Annotated in this window: 19 protein-coding genes; 9 read left to right on the top strand and 10 right to left on the bottom strand. The window is 63.7% G+C overall.

Annotated elements, in window-relative coordinates; all coding sequences use genetic code 11:
• Window positions 1-3: 3 nt before the first annotated feature.
• Together CYJ07_RS15810 and CYJ07_RS15805 are read right to left on the bottom strand one after the other, a co-directional pair.
• Window positions 4-1,329: a glycosyltransferase gene (locus CYJ07_RS15810; RefSeq protein WP_104204682.1), complete on the bottom strand. Its 1,326-nt coding sequence runs from the start codon at window positions 1,327-1,329 to the stop codon at window positions 4-6.
• Window positions 1,326-2,291 (bottom strand): LysR family transcriptional regulator, encoded by a 966-nt coding sequence (locus CYJ07_RS15805; protein ID WP_104204681.1) that lies wholly within the window; start codon window positions 2,289-2,291, stop codon window positions 1,326-1,328. The genes CYJ07_RS15810 and CYJ07_RS15805 overlap by 4 nt, the downstream gene beginning before the upstream one ends.
• 102 nt (window positions 2,292-2,393) lie before the next feature.
• On the opposite strand from CYJ07_RS15805, the gene CYJ07_RS15800 reads away from it, so the two are divergent.
• Together CYJ07_RS15800 and CYJ07_RS15795 are read left to right on the top strand one after the other, a co-directional pair.
• Window positions 2,394-3,278, top strand: a complete 885-nt coding sequence (locus tag CYJ07_RS15800) for an alpha/beta fold hydrolase (RefSeq protein ID WP_197038403.1) — start codon at window positions 2,394-2,396, stop codon at window positions 3,276-3,278.
• Between the two features lie 10 nt (window positions 3,279-3,288).
• Complete coding sequence (locus CYJ07_RS15795) at window positions 3,289-4,362, top strand: tartrate dehydrogenase (protein WP_104204679.1); 1,074 nt, start codon at window positions 3,289-3,291, stop codon at window positions 4,360-4,362.
• Window positions 4,363-4,504: 142 nt separating this feature from the next.
• Here the strand turns inward: CYJ07_RS15795 and CYJ07_RS15790 are convergent, their stop codons facing one another.
• Genes CYJ07_RS15790 through CYJ07_RS15775 form a run of 4 tightly spaced genes read right to left on the bottom strand, consistent with a single transcriptional unit; the run spans window position 4,505 to window position 8,159 of the window.
• Window positions 4,505-5,596: an ATP-grasp domain-containing protein gene (locus CYJ07_RS15790; RefSeq protein ID WP_197038402.1), complete on the bottom strand. Its 1,092-nt coding sequence runs from the start codon at window positions 5,594-5,596 to the stop codon at window positions 4,505-4,507.
• Complete coding sequence (locus CYJ07_RS15785; RefSeq protein ID WP_197038401.1) at window positions 5,562-6,845, bottom strand: type III PLP-dependent enzyme domain-containing protein; 1,284 nt, start codon at window positions 6,843-6,845, stop codon at window positions 5,562-5,564. The genes CYJ07_RS15790 and CYJ07_RS15785 overlap by 35 nt, the downstream gene beginning before the upstream one ends.
• Entirely contained in the window at window positions 6,829-7,617 is a 789-nt protein-coding gene (locus tag CYJ07_RS15780; RefSeq protein ID WP_197038400.1) for a phytanoyl-CoA dioxygenase family protein, read from the bottom strand. Before CYJ07_RS15780 ends, CYJ07_RS15785 begins: the two co-directional genes overlap by 17 nt.
• 23 nt (window positions 7,618-7,640) lie before the next feature.
• Window positions 7,641-8,159 carry a GNAT family N-acetyltransferase gene (locus CYJ07_RS15775; protein ID WP_197038399.1) on the bottom strand — a complete coding sequence of 173 codons (519 nt, stop codon included), beginning with the start codon at window positions 8,157-8,159 and terminating at the stop codon, window positions 7,641-7,643.
• A 526-nt stretch (window positions 8,160-8,685) separates the two neighbouring features.
• Here CYJ07_RS15775 and CYJ07_RS15770 point away from each other — a divergent pair.
• Together CYJ07_RS15770 and CYJ07_RS15765 are read left to right on the top strand one after the other, a co-directional pair.
• Entirely contained in the window at window positions 8,686-9,726 is a 1,041-nt protein-coding gene (locus CYJ07_RS15770) for an SMP-30/gluconolactonase/LRE family protein (protein WP_104204674.1), read from the top strand.
• Between the two features lie 276 nt (window positions 9,727-10,002).
• Window positions 10,003-10,806 carry a PRC-barrel domain-containing protein gene (locus CYJ07_RS15765; RefSeq protein ID WP_104204673.1) on the top strand — a complete coding sequence of 268 codons (804 nt, stop codon included), beginning with the start codon at window positions 10,003-10,005 and terminating at the stop codon, window positions 10,804-10,806.
• A gap of 165 nt (window positions 10,807-10,971) precedes the next feature.
• On the opposite strand, the gene wrbA is transcribed toward CYJ07_RS15765, so the two are convergent.
• Both wrbA and CYJ07_RS15755 read right to left on the bottom strand, forming a co-directional pair.
• Window positions 10,972-11,568: an NAD(P)H:quinone oxidoreductase gene (wrbA, locus tag CYJ07_RS15760; RefSeq protein ID WP_104204672.1), complete on the bottom strand. Its 597-nt coding sequence runs from the start codon at window positions 11,566-11,568 to the stop codon at window positions 10,972-10,974.
• Window positions 11,569-11,683: 115 nt separating this feature from the next.
• Window positions 11,684-12,571 (bottom strand): class I SAM-dependent methyltransferase, encoded by an 888-nt coding sequence (locus CYJ07_RS15755; RefSeq protein ID WP_104204671.1) that lies wholly within the window; start codon window positions 12,569-12,571, stop codon window positions 11,684-11,686.
• A 237-nt stretch (window positions 12,572-12,808) separates the two neighbouring features.
• On the opposite strand from CYJ07_RS15755, the gene CYJ07_RS15750 reads away from it, so the two are divergent.
• The 5 genes from CYJ07_RS15750 to CYJ07_RS15730 all read left to right on the top strand — a co-directional run bounded on the left by CYJ07_RS15750 (window position 12,809) and on the right by CYJ07_RS15730 (window position 17,133).
• On the top strand, window positions 12,809-13,792 hold the full coding sequence (locus tag CYJ07_RS15750; protein WP_104204670.1) for a succinylglutamate desuccinylase: 984 nt from the start codon (window positions 12,809-12,811) through the stop codon (window positions 13,790-13,792).
• A gap of 235 nt (window positions 13,793-14,027) precedes the next feature.
• Window positions 14,028-14,798 carry an ABC transporter ATP-binding protein gene (locus CYJ07_RS15745; RefSeq protein WP_104204669.1) on the top strand — a complete coding sequence of 257 codons (771 nt, stop codon included), beginning with the start codon at window positions 14,028-14,030 and terminating at the stop codon, window positions 14,796-14,798.
• A 10-nt stretch (window positions 14,799-14,808) separates the two neighbouring features.
• Complete coding sequence (locus CYJ07_RS15740; protein WP_104204668.1) at window positions 14,809-15,510, top strand: ABC transporter permease; 702 nt, start codon at window positions 14,809-14,811, stop codon at window positions 15,508-15,510.
• Between the two features lies 1 nt (window position 15,511).
• Complete coding sequence (locus CYJ07_RS15735; protein ID WP_104204667.1) at window positions 15,512-16,246, top strand: ABC transporter permease; 735 nt, start codon at window positions 15,512-15,514, stop codon at window positions 16,244-16,246.
• Between the two features lie 122 nt (window positions 16,247-16,368).
• Window positions 16,369-17,133 (top strand): transporter substrate-binding domain-containing protein, encoded by a 765-nt coding sequence (locus CYJ07_RS15730; protein ID WP_104204666.1) that lies wholly within the window; start codon window positions 16,369-16,371, stop codon window positions 17,131-17,133.
• A gap of 450 nt (window positions 17,134-17,583) precedes the next feature.
• Here CYJ07_RS15730 and CYJ07_RS15725 read toward each other — a convergent pair whose 3' ends face one another.
• Both CYJ07_RS15725 and CYJ07_RS15720 read right to left on the bottom strand, forming a co-directional pair.
• Window positions 17,584-17,937, bottom strand: a complete 354-nt coding sequence (locus CYJ07_RS15725; protein WP_104204665.1) for an AtuA-related protein — start codon at window positions 17,935-17,937, stop codon at window positions 17,584-17,586.
• A partial coding sequence (locus CYJ07_RS15720) for an acyclic terpene utilization AtuA family protein (protein WP_104204664.1) occupies window positions 17,934-18,853 on the bottom strand: 920 nt, incomplete at its 5' end. The genes CYJ07_RS15720 and CYJ07_RS15725, both read right to left, overlap by 4 nt.

The raw sequence follows: 18,853 nt of genomic DNA, 5'->3' as shown, positions 1-18,853 counted from the left end.
GCCTCACTTGGGGGGCAGCTCCGTCTCCCGCTCGCGCCGCCCCGGCCACCAGGTCGGACGCTCCTGATCCCACTCTCCCTGAACGATGTGCTTGAGCAGCCGCCCGCGATGACGCAGCATGCGCCACTCGGCGCCGAGCCTGGCACGTACGCGGTCCCATCCCCCCTCGTCGGCATGGGTGTAGGGGCCGCCCACGGCGATGGCGCGTCGATAGACGGCCAGGCACCGTTCGGCGCAGCGCGACTCGTCGACGTTCTCGGCCATCCTGCGGGCCGACGCCGCCATCGGCCGACGCCGCTCGGCGTCGCTCAGCGCCACCAGTGCCCGCGCCATGGCCTCGACGTCGTCGTCGGCCAGCAGGCGGCCGTTGCGCTCATCGACGATCATCTCCCTGACACCGGGCGCATCGACGGCAACCACCGGAAGCCCCGTGGCCATCGCCTCGGCAATCACCATGCCCTGCGTCTCGCTATGCGAAGCGAAGGCGAAGACATCCATGGCGTGATAGGCGTCGACCAGCGCCTGGCCCTGCAGGTTGCCGGTGAAATGCACCCGCCCGGCGATGCCCCGCCGCTCGGCAATCTCGCGCATGGCCGCCCTGGCGTCGCCGTCGCCGACCACCAGGAAGTGCGCCTCGGGCAGCCGTTCGAGTGCGAGCCCTACCGACTCGGCCAGGAAGAGCAGGTTCTTCTCCCGCGCCAGCCTTCCCAGATGGCCGATGACGTAGGCGTCATGGGGAAGTCCAAGCCGCTCGCGCCAGAGCTTGCCGTTTCCCGAGGCGAAGCGTGCGACATCGACACCACTCGCCACCACCGAGATCGAGGCATTGGCGCCACGCTCTAGCAGCAGATCGCGAATGCTCGCGCTGGGCGCGATTACCTCGTCGCACATGTGCGAGTACTCCGTGGCCAGAGCCTTGGCGAAGCGCTGCATCATCGTGGAGTCGCCGGGCACATAATGGGTGTAGTGCTCGTAGAGAGTATGGTGGGTGAAGATCAGCGGCAGGCCGTAGGTGTCGGCCACCCGAGCCGCGGTATCCCCCAGCAGGAAGGGATGATGGGAATGCACCACGTCGGGATCGAACGCCTCGACTGCCTCGACCAATTGGCCTGGGATGGGTACCGGTAGCGAGAAATCGCTGCCGTTGAAATGCTGCACCGCCACGACACGCACTACGTCGGCTTCATTGCGTGGCTGCCCCTCGAGGCGAGGCGCCACTACCAGCACGTCATGTCCCGCCAACTGCAGCTGCGTCTTGAGTCGCTGTACGGATTCGCTGACCCCGCCCACGATGGGCGCATAGGTATTGGTGAACATGAGAACGTTCAAGGACGCCTGTCTCCTTTCGTGGCCCTCTTGGCCTGATCTTGTCCCGGTCGATGTGGCAGGGTCACCCGCCGAGGCATCTCTTGCTCAAGATAGGCAACGAAAGCGCGGATGCGAGCCGGAACATGTCGCCGTTGCTGATAGACGGCGTAGAAGTCCGCTCGCACGCCACGCCACTGCGGCAGCAGCTCCACCAGCTCACCGCGCTCCAGCAACTCATGTACGTCCCACCAGGAGCGCAACGCGATTCCGTGCCCCTCGAGCGCCAGCCGTACGATCACCTCGCCATCGTTGCTGGCCAGAGGGCCGGCCACCTTGACCGCCTGCTCGGCACCGACATCGCCATATTGCTGGAACCGCCACACGGCATAGTCGCTGTCGTTCTCGCGCAGTACCAGGCAGGGATGAGCGACGAGATCGGCGGGCGTGACCAGCGGGGCCATGCGCGCGGCATAAGCGGGTGCGGCGCACAATACACGCCGGTTGGCCAGGATGCACCTGGCCACCAGCCGCGAATCGGGCGGCTCGCCGACCCGAACGGCGACGTCGTACCCTTGTTCGCCCAGGCTCAGCGGGTAGTTGGAAAGCTCGAGCACCGCCTCGAGGCCGGGATGCCGGGCGCAGAAGGCGGAGAGCAGCGGCGCCACGTGACGGCGGCCGAAGCCGAAGGTGGCATTCACCTTGAGCGGCCCCGACAGCGCCGCGCGCTGCTCGCCAAGCGCCTCCTCCAGTTCGGCAAGCTCCTCGAGGATCACCGAACCCCGCTCCAGATAGCGCTCTCCCTCGGCGGTCAGGCTCAGACGTCGAGTGGTGCGGCTGGCCAGCTCTACACCCAGACGCGCCTCGAGCTGCTTGAGCCGCTTGCTCACTGCCGACAGCGACAGTCCCAGCTCGCGGGCCGTGCCAGTGAGGCTCCCCGCCCGCGCCAGGTGCTGGAAGAAGATCAGGTCATCGAGCTGGGCCAAGACATTCTCCACCCTGATTCAACAATATCTTTCCATTCAGCCCAATTATCCCCGCAAAACGAAGGGCTAGACTGGGGGCAGCGCATGACTCGAGGATTACCCGTGTTTGAGGACTATCGTACGTTCGACATCGCCAATGGTGACATCCGCATCCACGGCCGCATCGGCGGTTCGGGGCCACCCTTGCTGCTGCTGCACGGCCATCCCCAGACCCACCTGATCTGGCATCGCCTGGCCGCACCGCTTTCGCGGCAGTATACCGTGGTGGCCACCGACCTGCGCGGCTACGGCGACTCGTCAAAGCTACCCGGCGAGCCGGATCACGCCAACTACAGCAAGCGGGCCATGGCCGCCGACCAGGTCGCGGTGATGCGCGAGCTGGGATTCGAGCGTTTTTTCCTGTGCGGCCACGACCGCGGCGCCCGGGTCGCCCATCGCCTGGTCATGGATCACCCCCAAGCGGTAGAGAAGCTCATGCTGCTCGACATCGCCCCCACGCTGGCCATGTACGAGCAGACCGACCGCGCCTTCGCCACCGCCTACTTCCATTGGTTCTTCCTGATCCAGCCCGCACCGCTGCCGGAGACCTTGATCGAGGCCTCGCCCGCCGACTACATCACCCGCACCATGGGTGGGCGTCACGCCAGGCTCGACGCCTTCGACCCGGCGGCCGTCGCCGAGTACCAGCGCTGCCTGGCCCAGCCCGGCGCCGCCCATGCGCTGTGCGAGGACTACCGTGCCGCGAACGGCATCGACCTGGAGCACGACCGCGCCGACCGCGAGGCGGGACGCCGCATCGCCTGCCCCGTCAGTGTGCTGTGGGGCAAACACGGCATCATCGAACGCTGCTTTGATCCGCTCGCCGAATGGCGCGCCGTGGCCGAACGGGTCGAGGGCGAGGCGTTGCCCTGCGGTCACTACATTCCGGAGGAGGCTCCCGAGGCGCTGCTCGAGCGCATCACCCGCTTCATGTCCCCCAACACCTGAGGAGAAGACCATGACCCATCGTATCGCCATCATTCCCGGCGACGGCATCGGCAACGAGGTGATGCCCGAAGGCCTGCGCGCACTCGAGGCGGCCGCCAAGCGCTTCGACATCGACCTGAGCCTGGAGCACTTCGACTTCGCCTGCTGCGAGTACTACGCGAAACACGGCCAGATGATGCCGGACGACTGGTTCGAGCAGCTCAAGGACTTCGACGCCATCTTCTACGGCGCGGTGGGCTGGCCGGAGACGGTACCCGACCATATCTCGCTGTGGGGATCCCTGCTGCAGTTCCGCCGTCGCTTCGACCAGTACGTCAACCTGCGTCCGTGCAAGCTGCTGCCCGGCATCAAAAGCCCCCTGGCCGATCGCCGCCCCGGCGACATCGATTTCTACGTGGTGCGCGAGAACACCGAGGGCGAGTACTCCAGCGTCGGCGGCAAGATGTTCGAGGGCACCGAACGCGAGGTGGTGATCCAGGAGACGGTGATGACCCGCACCGGGGTCGATCGCGTGCTCACCTATGCCTTCGACCTGGCCCAGTCGCGTCCTCGCCGCAAGCTCACCTCGGCCACCAAGTCCAACGGCATCGCCATCACCATGCCGTGGTGGGACGAACGGGTCGCGGACATGTCGAACCACTATCCCGAGGTGAGCGTCGACAAGTTCCACATCGACATTCTCACCGCCAACTTCGTCATGCATCCCGACTGGTTCGACGTGGTGGTGGCGAGCAACCTGTTCGGCGACATTCTCTCCGACCTGGGCCCCGCCTGCACCGGCACCATCGGCGTGGCGCCCTCGGCCAACATCAACCCCGCGGGTACCTTCCCCAGCCTGTTCGAGCCGGTCCACGGCAGCGCGCCGGATATCGCGGGCAAGGGCATCGCCAACCCCATCGGCCAGATCTGGTCGGGCGCAATGATGCTCGAGCACCTCGGTCACAAGGAAGCCGGCGACGCCATCGTTGCCGCCTTCGAGGCAGTGCTCGAAGCGGGCGACAAGACCGTGCTCACCCCGGACATCGGCGGCACCGGCAGTACCGCGAGCCTGGGCCGCGCCATCGCCGAGCGCATCGCCGGCTGACGCGCTCCCGGCCGCCAGCCTCTCGCTTGCCTTCCTTGCCGAGGACAAGCGAGATGGCCCGGATGGCATCTTCGTGTCGTCGACTGCACCCTGGCGCCATCCGGCGGGCGACCTCGGTGCGTCTCGCGCAACGGGACACGCGCTAGGTATTGAGGCCGACCACACCGACCAAGGGCATCAGCCGTGGCTCTGCCATTCTGGCTTCCTGGGCCCTTACCCTACTCTCCGAACCGTTCACTCGAACGAGACGATCGCATTTCGTGCTGGTGATGCCGGCACGAATGGCATCCCAAGCGTGGGGAGGCTCCTCTCCGCGCACCCAGGCAATCAAGGCGGACAGCATGTTGGCGCCCGCCTCGGCACTGAAAGGAAAACCGCCGCCGAAGCGCGGATTGAGATCAAGCAAGTAGACTCGTTCACCGTCGTAGAAGATATCGCAATCCAGGTTTCCCCTGTGCCCGAGCGCCTCACCGATACGCTTTCCCACATCGACCAGCTCCGGCCTGGCTTCGGTGATTGCACGATCGGTCTCGCCTGCCCGCATCGATAGCTTGCGCTTGACGAAGGTGGCGCGATAATTCCCGTTCAGATCATTGATCACATCCAGCCCATACTCTCGGCCGGGCAGCACGCTCTGGATCAGTAGCCCCTCGCCGGGGAAGGTGCCGTGACGCAATCCAAGCCGCGGCAGACGGTGATTCGCCAGCCTCCAGGCCAGCTCGAGGGTCTCACTGTCATAGACCCATTCGATCCCCAGCGAGGCCGTTCCCCAGCGAGGCTTCACGATCAAGGGGAAGACGATATCCTCTCGCTCCAGCGCCTTTACCGCGCTCTCCAGCGTCACGAACGTCTGCGGTGCCTGAAGGCCCGCCGACAGGGCAAACCTGACCGTGGCCAGTTTGTCGGCGGACAGCTCGATCACCTCTGGCGAGGAGACCAGCACTTCCACCTCGATCTCCTGAAACCGCGCACGCGCCTGGGCCAGGATGGGCAACTCATGATCGTTCAGCGGCACCACCAGCTTGACGTTTTGCGAAGCACAGAGTGCCAGTAGCTGTTCCACGTATTCCGATGAAGCCACCGGCGGCAGAATGAATCCCTCGTCCGCTTCCTGAAGGGCCGCGGCATGGGCACAGCAATCCGCAGCCAGCAGTCTTCCGCATCCGCCAAGCGCCTCCCTGAAGTAGGCAATCAGGTAATTACGCCTTCCCGCACACGTCAAAAGAACATTCATTGTGGCCATCCTTAAGCGCATCAGAATATGTCTGGCTGTAGCTTCCCAGTACTTGTCTGGCGTCGTCCGCTCGCTTCAATACGTCACCTTGGCGATTGATTACCGCTGGAGCAGGCACGATGAACGGAGGGGTGTAATTGAGGGAATAAGCGCCACGGTTCTCGACGACGACAAAGTCTCCCTCCTCGAGATCGGCGGTCAGTGCGTCGCAGATGACGTCGTGCTCCATGCAGGTATGCCCTACCAACCGAAAGAGGCGGCGGCGCGATGTCCGAACACGGGGAGTCACGGCATGTAGCTCGGGCCGAATGCCGGAGTGCGTGGGATTGACGCTGTTGATGCTGGTGTCCAGCAATGCCTGCCAACCATGACGACGTTGGCGAACCTCCATCACCCTGGCTACCAGGCACATGGCATTGGCTACCATCGAAACCCCTGGCTCCACCACCAGTCGCGTCACGGCGGACGGACGATGACGCACGAAGGCTTCTCCGATGGCGTCCGCATAGGCATTCAGGGTCGGTACCGGAAAGGGGAACTGCGTTTTGAGGAACGTCGTCATTTCGCCCAGCAGCCCCCCGCCGACATTGAGGGTCTCGATGGGATGTTCCGCCTGCAGGCCGGAAGCCAGATCGCATAGCTGACGCACTCGATTGACGGGATCCTCGACGCCGAGCGACCTGCAGGTGGCATGGCAGTGCAGCGCCACGAGTTCGACACGATCGATGCTCTCAAGCTGCTCGAGCGCACGCTCCAGCTCGCCCGTGTCGACCTCGAAACCGAACCGGCTGGTCAAGTGAGGCGACGGAAAGCAGACCCTCAATCCTACACGCAGCCGCCCGAACTCACCGGACAGCCGCTTGAGGCTCTCGATCTCCTGGAAGGAATCCAGGTTGATCTGGCTCCCCGCTGCCAGTGCGAGCCTCAAATCGGCTTCTCGCTTGATAGGGCCGTTCAGGATGATCCGCTTTCCCGGCAGAGCCTGCCTGGCCACGTCGTACTCGAAGCGCGAGACCACCTCCGCATGGCCTTCCATGGCGGCCAGCAGATCGATGATCGCCGGCATGTAGTTGGCCTTAATGGCATAAGCCACGTCGGTGCCCGGCCAATGCGCTCGCAGTCGCTCCCGAAGTCTCAGATAGTTGCTCCGAAAGATGGCCTCATCGAAGACGTAGAAGGCCCCCCCCACCTGCTGGGATACGCTTTTCAGAAAAGCATGGTCGAACGCCATCTCAGCCCTGATCCGCATGGTAGAGGCGCTCTTCGGTCGGTCGGTACCACTCATCCAGGCTAACGGGCACTCGCGAGTTGTACCCCAGCACCTGACGCGTCAACGGAGAGAGCGTCTTTCCATACTCCTCGCCGAGCATGCGGGCATAGTCCATGGCCGGTTTGACGTAGGCACGCCCGTATCCCACCGTCAAGGCCACCCTGGCGCGGTCGCCCGAAATATCGGCACCCTTGTGCCACAACGTGGAGTTGAAGAGCACCACCGATCCGGCCCGGCCCACAATGCGCTCGTGAAGGCGCTGGAATTCTTCGTCGCTGGGCCTGTCCGGGCGGTTGTGCGATCCCGTCAACACCAGGGTACCGTTCTGAGGCGTGAAGTCATCGCACATAACCAACATGTTCAGCTTCAGCGGGTAGCCCGGTATCAAGGTGCGCACATCCCGGTGCAACTTGTGGACATATGATCTCATCCCCGGAAAGCCACCGATGGGCGTCAGGGAATGGCAGATGTAAGGCTCGTCGCCGAAGTAACGTGAGATATACGGATGGAAGAGGTGCATATCAACGTAACGATCAATGCTGTCGCCTGCGCCAAGGCAATGATGGGCCGTACCGTCACCGTCGGCGTTCACCCCATTGCGAATCTGATAGCCCTTGCATATATCGATCCACTTGAGGCAATCTTCTCTCAGTTCGCTAACAAAGTTCGCAGAAAGTACCTCCTCGAAAACAACCCATCCCTTTTCCTTTATCTGTTTCTCATAATCATCGAGACTGGCGAACAAATCCATCAACCTCCCTCCGTCCATTCAACCTACATTTCCGTTATTTTCTTGATTTCCGCATTAACTTCCGAACCATTCTTGTCATTCTTACTTGTATTAGTTCCGTCCAAGGCCGTCATTTCGAGCGACATTTCGATGTCCCTTTCATGTCGCCTTACAATTCGGAAGCCCTGACCTAGATAGAAGCGGATCGCCGGAATATTATCCTGACGGACTCGCAGCGTCAGATAACGAAACCCATACTGGAGCGCCGCCCCCGCCACGACTTCCAGCACTCCGCGCGCCATGCCGCTTCGCCGAACGTCAGGCGTTACCAGGAACAAAGTGATGAATGCCGCCTCCAGTGCAGGTTCGTAAGTATAGAAGGCACAGAAACCGCAGCACTTGCCCTCAACGTTCAGTACTGCAAAGTCAGCTTTGGCCAGAACCTTGTCGAGAAAATTATCGAGATCGATTCCCTTTAGCAATTCGCCCGCCTGGCGTTCCTGCTCATCGCGAGTGAGTTGGCGAATATCCGCTACATATTCCGCCACCTCATGTGGAGCCAAGACTCGCGCCTTCCAACTTCTCCTCGAACTTCGGTTAGCGGACATTGATCACCCCTCCGCCGATTAACAAATCGCACCATAAAGGCCAATATTGTTACATCGATCCCGAGGCGTTGCCTTGGGGTTTTTTTAATCCCTCTAAAGATGAAAAAAATACGCTGCCCGATTACGAAACAACCATGCTGCCAGTGATGGAAAGTTTGACGATCCCGTCGCTCGCAAATCGGCATCCAATCAACGGACTTTCTTACCAGAACAGCTTGGGGAACGATGCAAGAGGACAGCGCATTACGCTCGATGCTGTCGGTCACCCACGACACTGCCCGCCATCGAGGGACCGCGGGGCCTCGCGACTTCGGCCGCGTGACGCCGCCCTCTCGGATCGACCCGTCTCTCATTCGGTCTCGCCGCATCGGCAAGCTGAATGTCTGACTTTCGCCTATCTAGCTTCTACATTTGTTCTTGGGAGGCAGCCACGGCTCGCCTCGCTCATTCCCAATACCCGAAGAACAACCAGGACAGACCCATGAAACTCGGACGCCGTCAGTTTCTCTCGGCAACGGCCGCCCTGGCCGCCATCGGAACGACTCCCCAACTGTTCGCCTATCGCGGGGCGCAAGCCTCGCCTCCTGCCCGCTATCCCAGCGACGCCTGGAAGGTCGAAGACCCACGCTTCGAGAACTACACCATTTTCAATACCCCGCTCGAGCGCCACTGGAGCGGCGGTCTGTGGACTGAAGGTCCCGCCTGGAATGCCGTGGGCCGTTACGTCGTGTTCAGCGACATCCCGCGCGCGCGCCAGATGCGCTGGGACGAAGCCACGGGGCAGGTCAGCGTGCTGCGGCACGAAGTCGGCTATTCCAACGGCAATACCTTCGATGCGCAGGGTCGGCTGGTGGCCTGCGAGCACACACCGCCACGAGTGCTGCGCTACGAATGGGATGGCAGTACCACGGTGCTGGCCGAGCGCTACCAGGGCAAGCCGCTCAATGCGCCCAACGACCTGGTCGCCCTGCCTTCCGGCGGCATCATCTTTACCGACCCCGGCTACGGCGCTCACTTCGACTACGAAGGCAGCGAGCGTGAGCTGGAGCTGGAGACGGCTATCTATTACGTCGATGACGGCCTCGATGAGCCGATTCTCCTGAGCGAAGAGGTCGTCAAGCCCAATGGCATCGTGTTGACACCGGACGGACGGGGCATCTATGTCAGCGACAGCGCCCCGACCCACTCCGACGAGCCGGCGCGCATCATTCGCTGGACACTGGGCGATGAGGGACGCAGCATCAGCGACCGGGAGGTCGTGGTCAGCAGTGAGGACACCATCTTCGACGGCATGGCCTGTGACGAGGACGGCAATATCTGGTCGAGCGCCGCCGGAGGCGAAGGCATCGATGGCGTCGCGGTCTTCTCTCCCCAGGGCGAATTGCTCGGCCGCGTCCTGCTGCCGGAGGTCTGTTCCAACGTGTGCTTCGCCGGGAGGGCGCGCAATCGCCTGTTCATGACCGCCAGCCAGTCGATCTATACGCTCTATACCGCCACTCGTGGGGCCTGGCTCGGGAAATAAATACGATGGGTCTGTGGACTCGATGGCATGACGCTTTGGCCAGGCCCTCCCTACCCCATCTTCATCAGCGTGCCGCGACGGGACATCCCGTCGCGCCCTTCGCACGCCGCCATGGGCATCCGACGCCCGACGAGAGCCGGCAATGAACCACCGTCTTATGTCATGTTTCTTATTCTTTTGTTTTTCTTGGTTACCAAGGGATGACGTCATCGCGAGGTTGACTAGCCTTTGAGATGCAAGCCCACAAGGCATGCCAACCAGGAAAGGAGGAAAGGCATGAAAAGGACAGCGATTGCCATTGCGGTAGGTGCACTGAGCACTGGTCTGAGTCACGGGCTGCTTGCCCAGGATGCGCAGGACGAAGATTCCCAGCAGCACCTGAGCGAGCAGCAGCAGATGAGCGAGGAGAATGCTCAGAATCAGAATAACCAGTCAGGCAGCGGTTCTGCCGAGATCCAGGTCGAGGAAGAACCCGCCGATATCAACGTCGATCAGGAACCGGCCGAGGTTCAGGTCGAGCAAGAGCCGCCCGATGTGACCGTCGAACAGAATCCGCCTGAAGTCACCATCGAGCAGCAAGACCCCAACGTCACCGTCGATCAAGCCGAGCCCGACGTCACCGTCGAACAGACGGGTGAGCCCAATGTCGAGGTTGATCCGGCCGAAGAGGCCGAGGCGGAAATCCGCAGCCCCGACGAGCAGCAGGACTCCGAAGAGCAGAGTTCAGATCAGGCTTCTCAGGATCAGGCCTCACAAGCCAATAACGTCATGACCATGCAGGTCAGCGAGCTTGAGGGGCAAACCGTCTACAGCCAGGAGAATGACGAAGAGATCGGTGAAGTCGAGCGCGTGGTTCGCGACACCGAGAGCAACGAGGCCTACGTCGTCATCTCCGAAGGCGGCTTCCTCGGCTTCGGCGAAGACGAGATGGGCTACCCGGTCGACGAGCTCGAGATCCGCAACGAGGGCGAACTGGTGGTTCAGTCCAGCGACAGCGGCGAATCCGGCGACTATGGTAGCGACCAGTACGAGGAAATCGACGATAACCAGACCCTGCAAGAAGCCATGCAAAGCAACTAAGGTGGACCGCAAGGTCTGGGTCATGGCTTCCATTAGCCATGCTCGATAAAAAGGCGCGGCTTCGGCCGCGCCTTCTTTATTGGATCTGCTTCGCTTCAGCCTTCTGTCATTCGTTTGTCCGCTGTCGGCACAGCCCAGGAAAGGGCCACGTCCACGAGTCCTACCTCATACGGCGAGCTTCTTCGCCACCTCGGCCACGCTCCGGCCCTGCAGACGAGCCAGCTCCTTTTCGTGCTCGGTGGGCTGACGCGAGCCGTCGGGACCGGCCAGCGTCGCCGCGCCGTAGGGCGAACCGCCCTGCACGCTTGAAATATCGAATTGCGCTTCCAGGCCATAGCCGATCGGCAGTATCAGCATGCCGTGGTGCGCCAGGGTGGTCCAGGAGGTGAGAATGGTAGTCTCGTTGCCGCCACCGGTACCGGTCGAGGTGAACACACTGCCCACCTTGCCGCGCAACGCCCCCTTGGCCCACAGACTGCCGGTCTGATCGAGGAAGGTGCGCATCTGGCCGGTCATGTTGCCGTAGCGGGTCGGCGTGCCGAAGATCACGGCATCGTAGTCGGCGAGCTCCTGTGGCTTGGCCTCGGGGGTATCGAAGGTCTTGCCGCCGGCCTTGGAAAAGGTCTCCGGATCCATGGTCTCCGGCACGCGCTTGACGTCGACCTCGACTCCCTCGACCTGACGGACCCCCTCCGCCACCGCCTTGGCCATGATGTCGATGTGGCCGTACATGGAGTGATAGAGCACGAGCACCTTGGTCATCTTCACCTCCTTTCGTGGTTGCAGGTAGCCAACCCGGCCTGGGCCGAGGGCTTCCTACAGCATAGAAAGGGGCGTCGTGAAGAAAAGCGAAGCCTTTCGTTGCATGTATTCGATCCTATCGACGCGTGGTGCGCCACACGCCGGCCAGGATGCGCACCTTGCCCGCCGTCAGGTTGTCTTGCAGGTTGCGTCCCATCTGCACGAAATCGCTGCCGAAGATGAGGTTCGGACCGGGCAGTGAGTTCGCGACCGGCCCCGCCGCCTGCTCGCGCTGGCTGTGGGCCTGCCGCCAGGCCAGCGCCTCCTCGGTGACGTCCTCCACTCGCAACGGTTCGAAGCCTGCCAGCGCCAGGTCGCGCTCCAGCCGCCGGCGGTCGCGTAGATGATTGGTGACCGAAGTCCGCGCCCAAGGCACCGGCAGCGTCAGCGGCTCGGGGTTGTCGCCGGCAACCACCTCATGCAGCAGCACGCGCCCGCCAGGAACGAGCAACCGCTGCCATTCCGCCAGCACACGCGGTACGTGTGGCATGTTCATCAGCGCGTGCTGACACCACACGACCTCCACGCTTCCAGCCGGCAGCGGCACCTGGCCGGCATCGGCGCAGAGGAAATGGGTAAGCGAAGCGAGCCCGGTAGCGGCGCTGAGCCAACCGGCCACATCGACGAAGGCGGCGGTGACGTCGACACCGGTGACCTCGCAGCCATACTCGGCGGCCAATAGCCGGCTGGCGCCCCCGGTGCCGCAGCCGACGTCGAGCACGCGCTCGCCGCCGTTAAGCGCTCCCAGCTCGGCAAGCGCGCGGCTTGCACGCCGGCCACCGAGGTGAAGCTGATCGATGCCGGCGATATCGTCGAGGTTCAAGCGATCGGGATCGCGACCTGCCGCCGCGAAGGCGCCGCGCAGTCGGGCCAGCAGGGTTTCGCCATCCGCCTTCTCTGCGGCATAGTGAGCGTTGAGCTGGCGGATGTGATCGGAAGCGGTATCGGGCTTGAGGCTCGGCATGTCGGACTCCTGGCCGTCGGATGGCATGCGCCAGCTTAGTCCTCGCCCGGTTCCTCCCCCATTGGCCAAAGGTCGGCACCTGATTTCGCCTAGCCTGGCTGCGCTCGTGAGGCGGTCAGCCCCCTCCACGGCCAGTTTCAATATCGCACCTGAGCTTTCACCAGCCCGACGCCGGGGCTTGTGATCTCGCTTGCGTGGCGGGAAGGTGGCCGGACTCACATGACCAGGACACAGGCCATGCTGGCGGAATGGATCGAACGCAGTCTGGAAGATACCGACACCGCACGCGAGGGTCGGCTCGCCGGCGGGCGCTTCTCCCTCCATGACCCGGGCATTCTCGAACTGACGCCCGACTCCTGTAACGAAGCCGCTCGGGCCTGCGTGCTCTCGATCGGCATCCATGGCAATGAAACGGCGCCCATCGAACTGGTGGGGGAATGCCTGGCACGGCTCGAGGCCGGTCTGCTGACGCTGGGCGCTCCCGTGCTGGTGATTCTGGGCAATCTCGAGGCGATCCGACGCGGCGAGCGCTATGTCGGCACCAACCTCAACCGCCTGTTCCGCCGCGACCTGGACGAAACGGGCATGGAGCCTGCTCGCGCCCGCACCCTGATGGCGGCGGTGGATGGCTTCTTCGCGCGGCATGCCGACCGCCAGCCGCTGCACTACGACCTGCATACGGCGATTCGCGACAGTCGCTTCCCCCGCTTCGTGGTCGAACCCTTCGCCGAGTCTCCCACCCGGCCGGAGCAGTGGCGCTGGCTGGCGGCCGCCGACATCCAGGCGGTGCTGCACCAGCACCGTCACAGCTGGACCTTCTCGCACTACTCGAAGCATTATCATGGCGCCCAGGCCTTCACGCTGGAACTGGGCCGCGCCCTACCCTTCGGCCATAACGATCTGGCACCGCTCGCCCCGATGGGACAGCTGTTCGATGCGCTGATCGAAGGTCGCGAGCCCGCCGGGGCGGCTCCCGAACGGATGGTATTCTTCCGCGTCGCCCACGAACTGATGCGACGGTCGCACGACTTCCGCCTCTGCTTTGCCGACGACATTCCCAACTTCTCCGAATTCGCGCACGGCACACTGCTCGCCGAGGACGGCGAAGCCGGTGCCTTTTGCGTAGAAGGCGAACCGCTCCATGTCATCTTTCCCAATGCCGCGGTGGAGCTCGGCGCCCGTGCCGCCCTGCTGGCCCGGCCCACGTCGCCGCCAGACTGACTGAAGAATATCGACTGCGAAGAAACCTATTTCCAACAATATCTGCTGTTCGACAAGAATAACCAGGAGCAAAGAAATGCACTTTTGCATTCCCGTCATCGACCATCGTCCAATGAAACCGTATCCGGACCATCCTGCCCAAAGCGTCAAGGCCTGTTAGAATCGCCCCTTTTTCGCGCCTGCCCGCTTAACCGGCCGTCGCCCCGGCGACTCGTCCCGATCTGGAGCCCGTTTCATGGCCGATACCCCGATACCCCTCGAAGTGCGCAACATCAAGAAGCGCTTCGGCGATACCGAAGTCCTCAAGGGCCTGTCGCTGCAAGCCCGGAAGGGCGACGTCATCACCCTGATCGGAGCCTCCGGCTCCGGCAAGAGCACGTTCCTGCGCTGCATGAACCTGCTCGAGCAGCCCGACGAGGGCGACCTGATCGTTCACGGCGAGGAGATCCGCTTCAAGCAGACCCGACACGGACGCGAGCCTGCCGACTGGAAACAGGTCGTCAACATGCGCGCCAAGCTGTCGATGGTGTTCCAGAGCTTCAATCTCTGGGCGCACATGACGCTGCTGGAGAACATCATCGAGGCACCGATCCACGTGCTCGGGGTGCCGCGCAAGGAAGCGGTCGAGAAAGCACGCGCCCTGCTCGAGCGGGTCGGCCTGACCGAGCGTGCCGACGCCTACCCCGCGCAGATGTCGGGCGGTCAGCAGCAGCGCGGTGCCATCGCGCGCGCCCTGGCCATGGATCCCGAGGTCATGCTGTTCGACGAGCCCACCTCGGCACTCGACCCGGAGCTCGTGGGCGACGTGCTCAAGGTCATGCGCGACCTGGCCGAAGAGGGCCGTACCATGGTCGTGGTGACCCACGAGATGGGCTTCGCCCGCGACGTCTCGAGCCAGGTCATCTACCTGCATCAGGGGGTGGTCGAGGAAGCGGGGCCGCCCCAGGACGTGCTGGTCAATCCCACCTCGCCGCGTCTCAAGCAGTTCCTGGCGCCGAAGTACTGAGGGGACTCTCATGCTCGATCTACAAGGCTACGGCCCGCGCCTGCTGGAAGGCGCCGGGGTCACGATTCAGTTGGCAGTGCTGTCGCTGATTCTGGCCGTCCTGCTCGGCCTACTGACCGCCAGCGCCAAGATGTCGCGCAGCTGGCTGCTGCATCGTACGGCCACGCTCTACACCACGCTGATTCGCGGTGTTCCCGACCTGGTGCTGATGATGCTGCTGTTCTTCGGCGGCCAGATGGGGCTCAACCTGCTCACCGACAAGCTCTACGACCAGTTCGGCGTGGACTGGTACATCGACCTCAATGCCTTCGTCGCCGGCGTGATCACCATCGGCTTCATCTTCGGCGCCTACATGGGCGAGACCTTCCGCGGCGCTTTCATGGCGGTGGACCATGGCCAGATCGAGGCGGCCAAGGCTTACGGCATGGGTTCGTGGCTGGTGTTCCGCCGCATCCGCTTCCCGCTGATGATGCGCCACGCGCTGCCGGGGCTGTCCAACAATTGGATGGTGCTGCTCAAGACCACCGCGCTGGTCTCGGTGATCGGCCTCACCGACATGGTGCGCGTCGCCGCCGAGGCCTCTCGTGCCACCCACGAGCCGTTCACTTTCCTGATTCCCGTGGCGGTCATCTACCTGCTGATCGCCAGCGTGTCGGAGTGGATCTTCGCCCGCCTGCAGAAGCGCTACAACGTCGGCTTCGGGGAGCACTGAGATGGAACAACTGAACCAATGGCTCGCCGGCCTGCTGGAAGGCAACGTCATCTTCACGCCCCAGACGCTGGCCTACTACTGGGACGGGCTCGTGACTACCACCCAGCTGGTCTTCCTGTCGCTGCTGATCGGGCTGATTCTGGCGGTACCGCTGGCGATCCTGCGCGGCTCGAAGCATCGCTGGATCAAGCTGCCGGTCTACTTCTACACCTACGTGTTTCGCGGCACGCCGCTGCTGGTCCAGCTCTACATCATCTATTACGGCGTGGTGTTCGTGGACGGCATCCAGGAGAGCTTCCTGTGGCCCCTCCTGAGGGAGGCGTTCTATCCGGCACTGATCGCCTTCACGCTCAATACCGCCGCCTATACCACCGAGATTTTCCATGGCGCGATCAAGGCCACCTCGCGCGGCGAGATCGAGGCGGCACGGGCCTACGGCATGTCGCAGGCACTGACGATGCGACGCATCATCCTGCCCAGCGCCTTCCGCCGCGCCCTGCCGGCCTACGGCAACGAGGTGATCTTCATGCTGCACGCCAGTGCCATCGCCAGCGTGGTCACACTGATGGATATCACCGGCGCGGCACGCTTCGTCTATGCACGCTACTATGCCCCTTTCGAAGCGTTCATCTTTGCCGCGGCGATCTATCTCTGCCTGACCTTCGCTATTCTCTATCTGTTCCGCTACCTGGAGAAGCGGCTGCTGGCGCACCTCAAGCCGCTCAGCGGCAACTGATCAACGTCAAACAGGCGTTGGAAAAACCGCGCCTGGGGACTTTCGGCCCCGGCGCGGCTGCGCTAAATTCAGGCGCGACGTCACCCAATCGGTGCACGAACGACAACAAAGGGAAACGAACGATGAAAAAACTGCTGACAGTATCCCTGCTGGGCCTGGCCATGGCCGCCGGCAGCGCCCAGGCTCGCGATTACGATCACGTGCGCTTCGGCGTCGATGTGCCCTACGAGCCGATGGAGTACCGCACGCCCGAAGGCGAGCTGACCGGCTTCGACATCGAACTGGGCAATGCCCTGTGCGAAGAGATCGGCGTGACCTGCGAATGGATCGAACAGGAGTGGGACGGCATCATCCCCGGCCTGCTGTCGCGCAAGTACGACGCCATCATGTCGTCGATGACCATCAACGACGAGCGCCGCGCCACCGTGCTGTTCTCCGATCCGTACATCACGCCGCCTTCCGCCTGGTTCGCCCCGGAGGACACCGAGATCGACGAGCCCAGCACCGAAGCCCTCGACGGCATGACCATCGGCGTGCAGCGTGGCACCCTGCAGGACAACTACGTCACCGACCATTACGGCGACGTGGCCGACATCAGCCGCTACTCCACCGCCGACGACATGGTGCTGGACATGGAGGCCGAGCGTCTGGACATCGTGTTCCTCGACTTCCCGGTGGGCAAGTCCACCCTGCTCGACAGCGATGAGCGGGAATACAAGGTCGTGGGCGAGATGATCACCGAGCCCAAGGAGTACTTCGGCGACGGTTTCGGCATCGCCTTCCGCCCGCGTGACGAGGCATTGGCCGAGCGCTTCAACGAGGCCTTGGCCACGCTGAAGGAAGACGGCACCTACGACGAGATCTACAAGCGTTATTTCGAAGAGTAAGCTCACCGGCTCTCCCTTCCCCGGCACGCCGGGGAAGGGTTGACAGCCTGGCCGACCTGCCCGACAGCCAGTCTCCAAGTGTCGCATCGGGACCCCGTCCATGATCGATTCCGCCGCCCACATTCACCCATCGCTCGAGGCCTATTGCTGTTTCTTCGACAGCTTCTACCTCAGCGAATGGTTCGACGAATAAGCTCTTCCTGCGGTCTCCCTGGCCGTATCGGCACGCCCGTGCCATCTGGTCAATTACGTCTTCGAGCTCTACGACGACCTCGTGGAGATCCGCCCTGCGCCGCTTCATCGGCCTCGCGCCGGGCCGGCTGGCCAGCCTGTTCGAAGTGAAGCTTTCCACCAAAGGGCGCCTGGAGCCAGGCCGCGACGCCGACCTGCTGGTGCTCGCCGAGGGTAATGGGCCCTCGATGAGGTCTGGGCGCTGGGGCGGCGGGTGTGTCAGCGGGGCTGCACGTTCGCTCGCGCGGTGCCGGGAGGGGGGGTGACCGGCAGCGCCAGCAGCAGGGCCGAGAGGGTCTTGCCGTGACCGTCCAGGTTCAGCGCGCCGTTGACCCCGCCTTGCAGCACGTCGTCGAGCACCAGGTTCATCCCGCCCAGCTTGGGCATCGGATAGAGGCGCACCGCGGACACGCCGCGATGGCGGAACAGGGCCATGACACGCGCCTCGCTGAGCTGTTCGAGCAGCCAGGGGTAATGGCACGCCTCGTGCACGAACACCGCCAGGTTGAGCCGATCGCCCTTGTCGCCCGCCCGGGCGTGGGCGTAGCGGTGCAGCGGTATGCCACCGTTCATGCTTCGTCTCCCCGATAGAGCGTGACTGTCGGTGTCACCTGTTCGCGCGGCACCAGGAAGGAGGCCGTCTTGAGTCGGCGTCCATGGTGACGCCGAACCCCCCCGCCACCCGCCGGCCCGCAGCAGTAGAGCGCCAGCAGCTCCTGGGTTGCCAGCTCGACCACCTCGCGGCGAGCATGCTCCACCGCCAGGCGCAGGCGCACGTCCTCGACGGCGGATCGAGACGGCTCGCGCCAGCTTGCTTCGTCGCCATCGAACACGCTGGAGACACCGATCAGATCGAAGCGCGACCGCAGGTCGGGCGGGCAGCGTCGCGCCAGGCGCTGACGCAGGGTGTCGCGCGCGAGCTGCGCCCGCGCCGCCGCGTTGGGCCCGGCATAGGAGATCTCCGCCTCGCCCTGGTGACCGTCGAGGAAGCTGATGGTGGTCTTGAGTCGCTCGGGCGCGGGCTTGCCGCGCACGCCGCTGACGGCCACCCGGTCGCGGCCGATCTGGCGGATCTCCACGCCGGTCAGGTCGAGGACCACGTCGGGCGTGACATAGGCCGCAGGATCGTGGATCTCGTAGAGCAGCTGCTCCTTGACCGTCTGCTCATTCACCAGCCCACCGGTGCCGACCGGCTTGGTGACGACCAGACGTCCGTCGCGCTCGACCTCCACCAACGGGTAGCCGAGCTCGGCCATGCCGGGCACGTCCTTCACTCCCGGGTCGGCGAAGTAGCCACCCGTGACCTGGGCACCGCACTCGATCAGATGGCCCGCCAGGGCACCGGCGGCCAGGCGATCCCAGTCGTCCCTGGCCCAGCCGTGATGGTGACACAGCGGCGCCAGCGCCAGCGCCGGATCGGCCACTCGTCCGGCGATCACCACCTGGGCGCGCTGCGCCAGCGCCTCGATCAGCGGCTCGGCGCCGAGGT

The sequence above is a fragment of the Billgrantia saliphila genome, from assembly GCF_002930105.1.
Classification (GTDB): Bacteria; Pseudomonadota; Gammaproteobacteria; order Pseudomonadales; family Halomonadaceae; genus Halomonas; species Halomonas saliphila.
The sequence above is the reverse complement of the archived record's forward strand: the minus strand, read 5'-3'. Positions and strand labels throughout refer to the sequence as shown.

What these genes read in the sequence shown, in the direction of transcription:
- CYJ07_RS15795 (WP_104204679.1), top strand. Translation starts at nt 3,289, where the DNA reads ATGACCCATCGTATCGCCATCATTCCCGGCGACGGCATCGGCAACGAG.
- CYJ07_RS15790 (WP_197038402.1), bottom strand. Translation starts at nt 5,596, where the DNA reads ATGAATGTTCTTTTGACGTGTGCGGGAAGGCGTAATTACCTGATTGCC.
- CYJ07_RS15785 (WP_197038401.1), bottom strand. Translation starts at nt 6,845, where the DNA reads ATGCGGATCAGGGCTGAGATGGCGTTCGACCATGCTTTTCTGAAAAGC.
- CYJ07_RS15780 (WP_197038400.1), bottom strand. Translation starts at nt 7,617, where the DNA reads ATGGATTTGTTCGCCAGTCTCGATGATTATGAGAAACAGATAAAGGAA.
- CYJ07_RS15770 (WP_104204674.1), top strand. Translation starts at nt 8,686, where the DNA reads ATGAAACTCGGACGCCGTCAGTTTCTCTCGGCAACGGCCGCCCTGGCC.
- CYJ07_RS15765 (WP_104204673.1), top strand. Translation starts at nt 10,003, where the DNA reads ATGAAAAGGACAGCGATTGCCATTGCGGTAGGTGCACTGAGCACTGGT.
- wrbA (WP_104204672.1), bottom strand. Translation starts at nt 11,568, where the DNA reads ATGACCAAGGTGCTCGTGCTCTATCACTCCATGTACGGCCACATCGAC.
- CYJ07_RS15755 (WP_104204671.1), bottom strand. Translation starts at nt 12,571, where the DNA reads ATGCCGAGCCTCAAGCCCGATACCGCTTCCGATCACATCCGCCAGCTC.
- CYJ07_RS15750 (WP_104204670.1), top strand. Translation starts at nt 12,809, where the DNA reads ATGCTGGCGGAATGGATCGAACGCAGTCTGGAAGATACCGACACCGCA.
- CYJ07_RS15745 (WP_104204669.1), top strand. Translation starts at nt 14,028, where the DNA reads ATGGCCGATACCCCGATACCCCTCGAAGTGCGCAACATCAAGAAGCGC.
- CYJ07_RS15740 (WP_104204668.1), top strand. Translation starts at nt 14,809, where the DNA reads ATGCTCGATCTACAAGGCTACGGCCCGCGCCTGCTGGAAGGCGCCGGG.
- CYJ07_RS15735 (WP_104204667.1), top strand. Translation starts at nt 15,512, where the DNA reads ATGGAACAACTGAACCAATGGCTCGCCGGCCTGCTGGAAGGCAACGTC.
- CYJ07_RS15730 (WP_104204666.1), top strand. Translation starts at nt 16,369, where the DNA reads ATGAAAAAACTGCTGACAGTATCCCTGCTGGGCCTGGCCATGGCCGCC.
- CYJ07_RS15725 (WP_104204665.1), bottom strand. Translation starts at nt 17,937, where the DNA reads ATGAACGGTGGCATACCGCTGCACCGCTACGCCCACGCCCGGGCGGGC.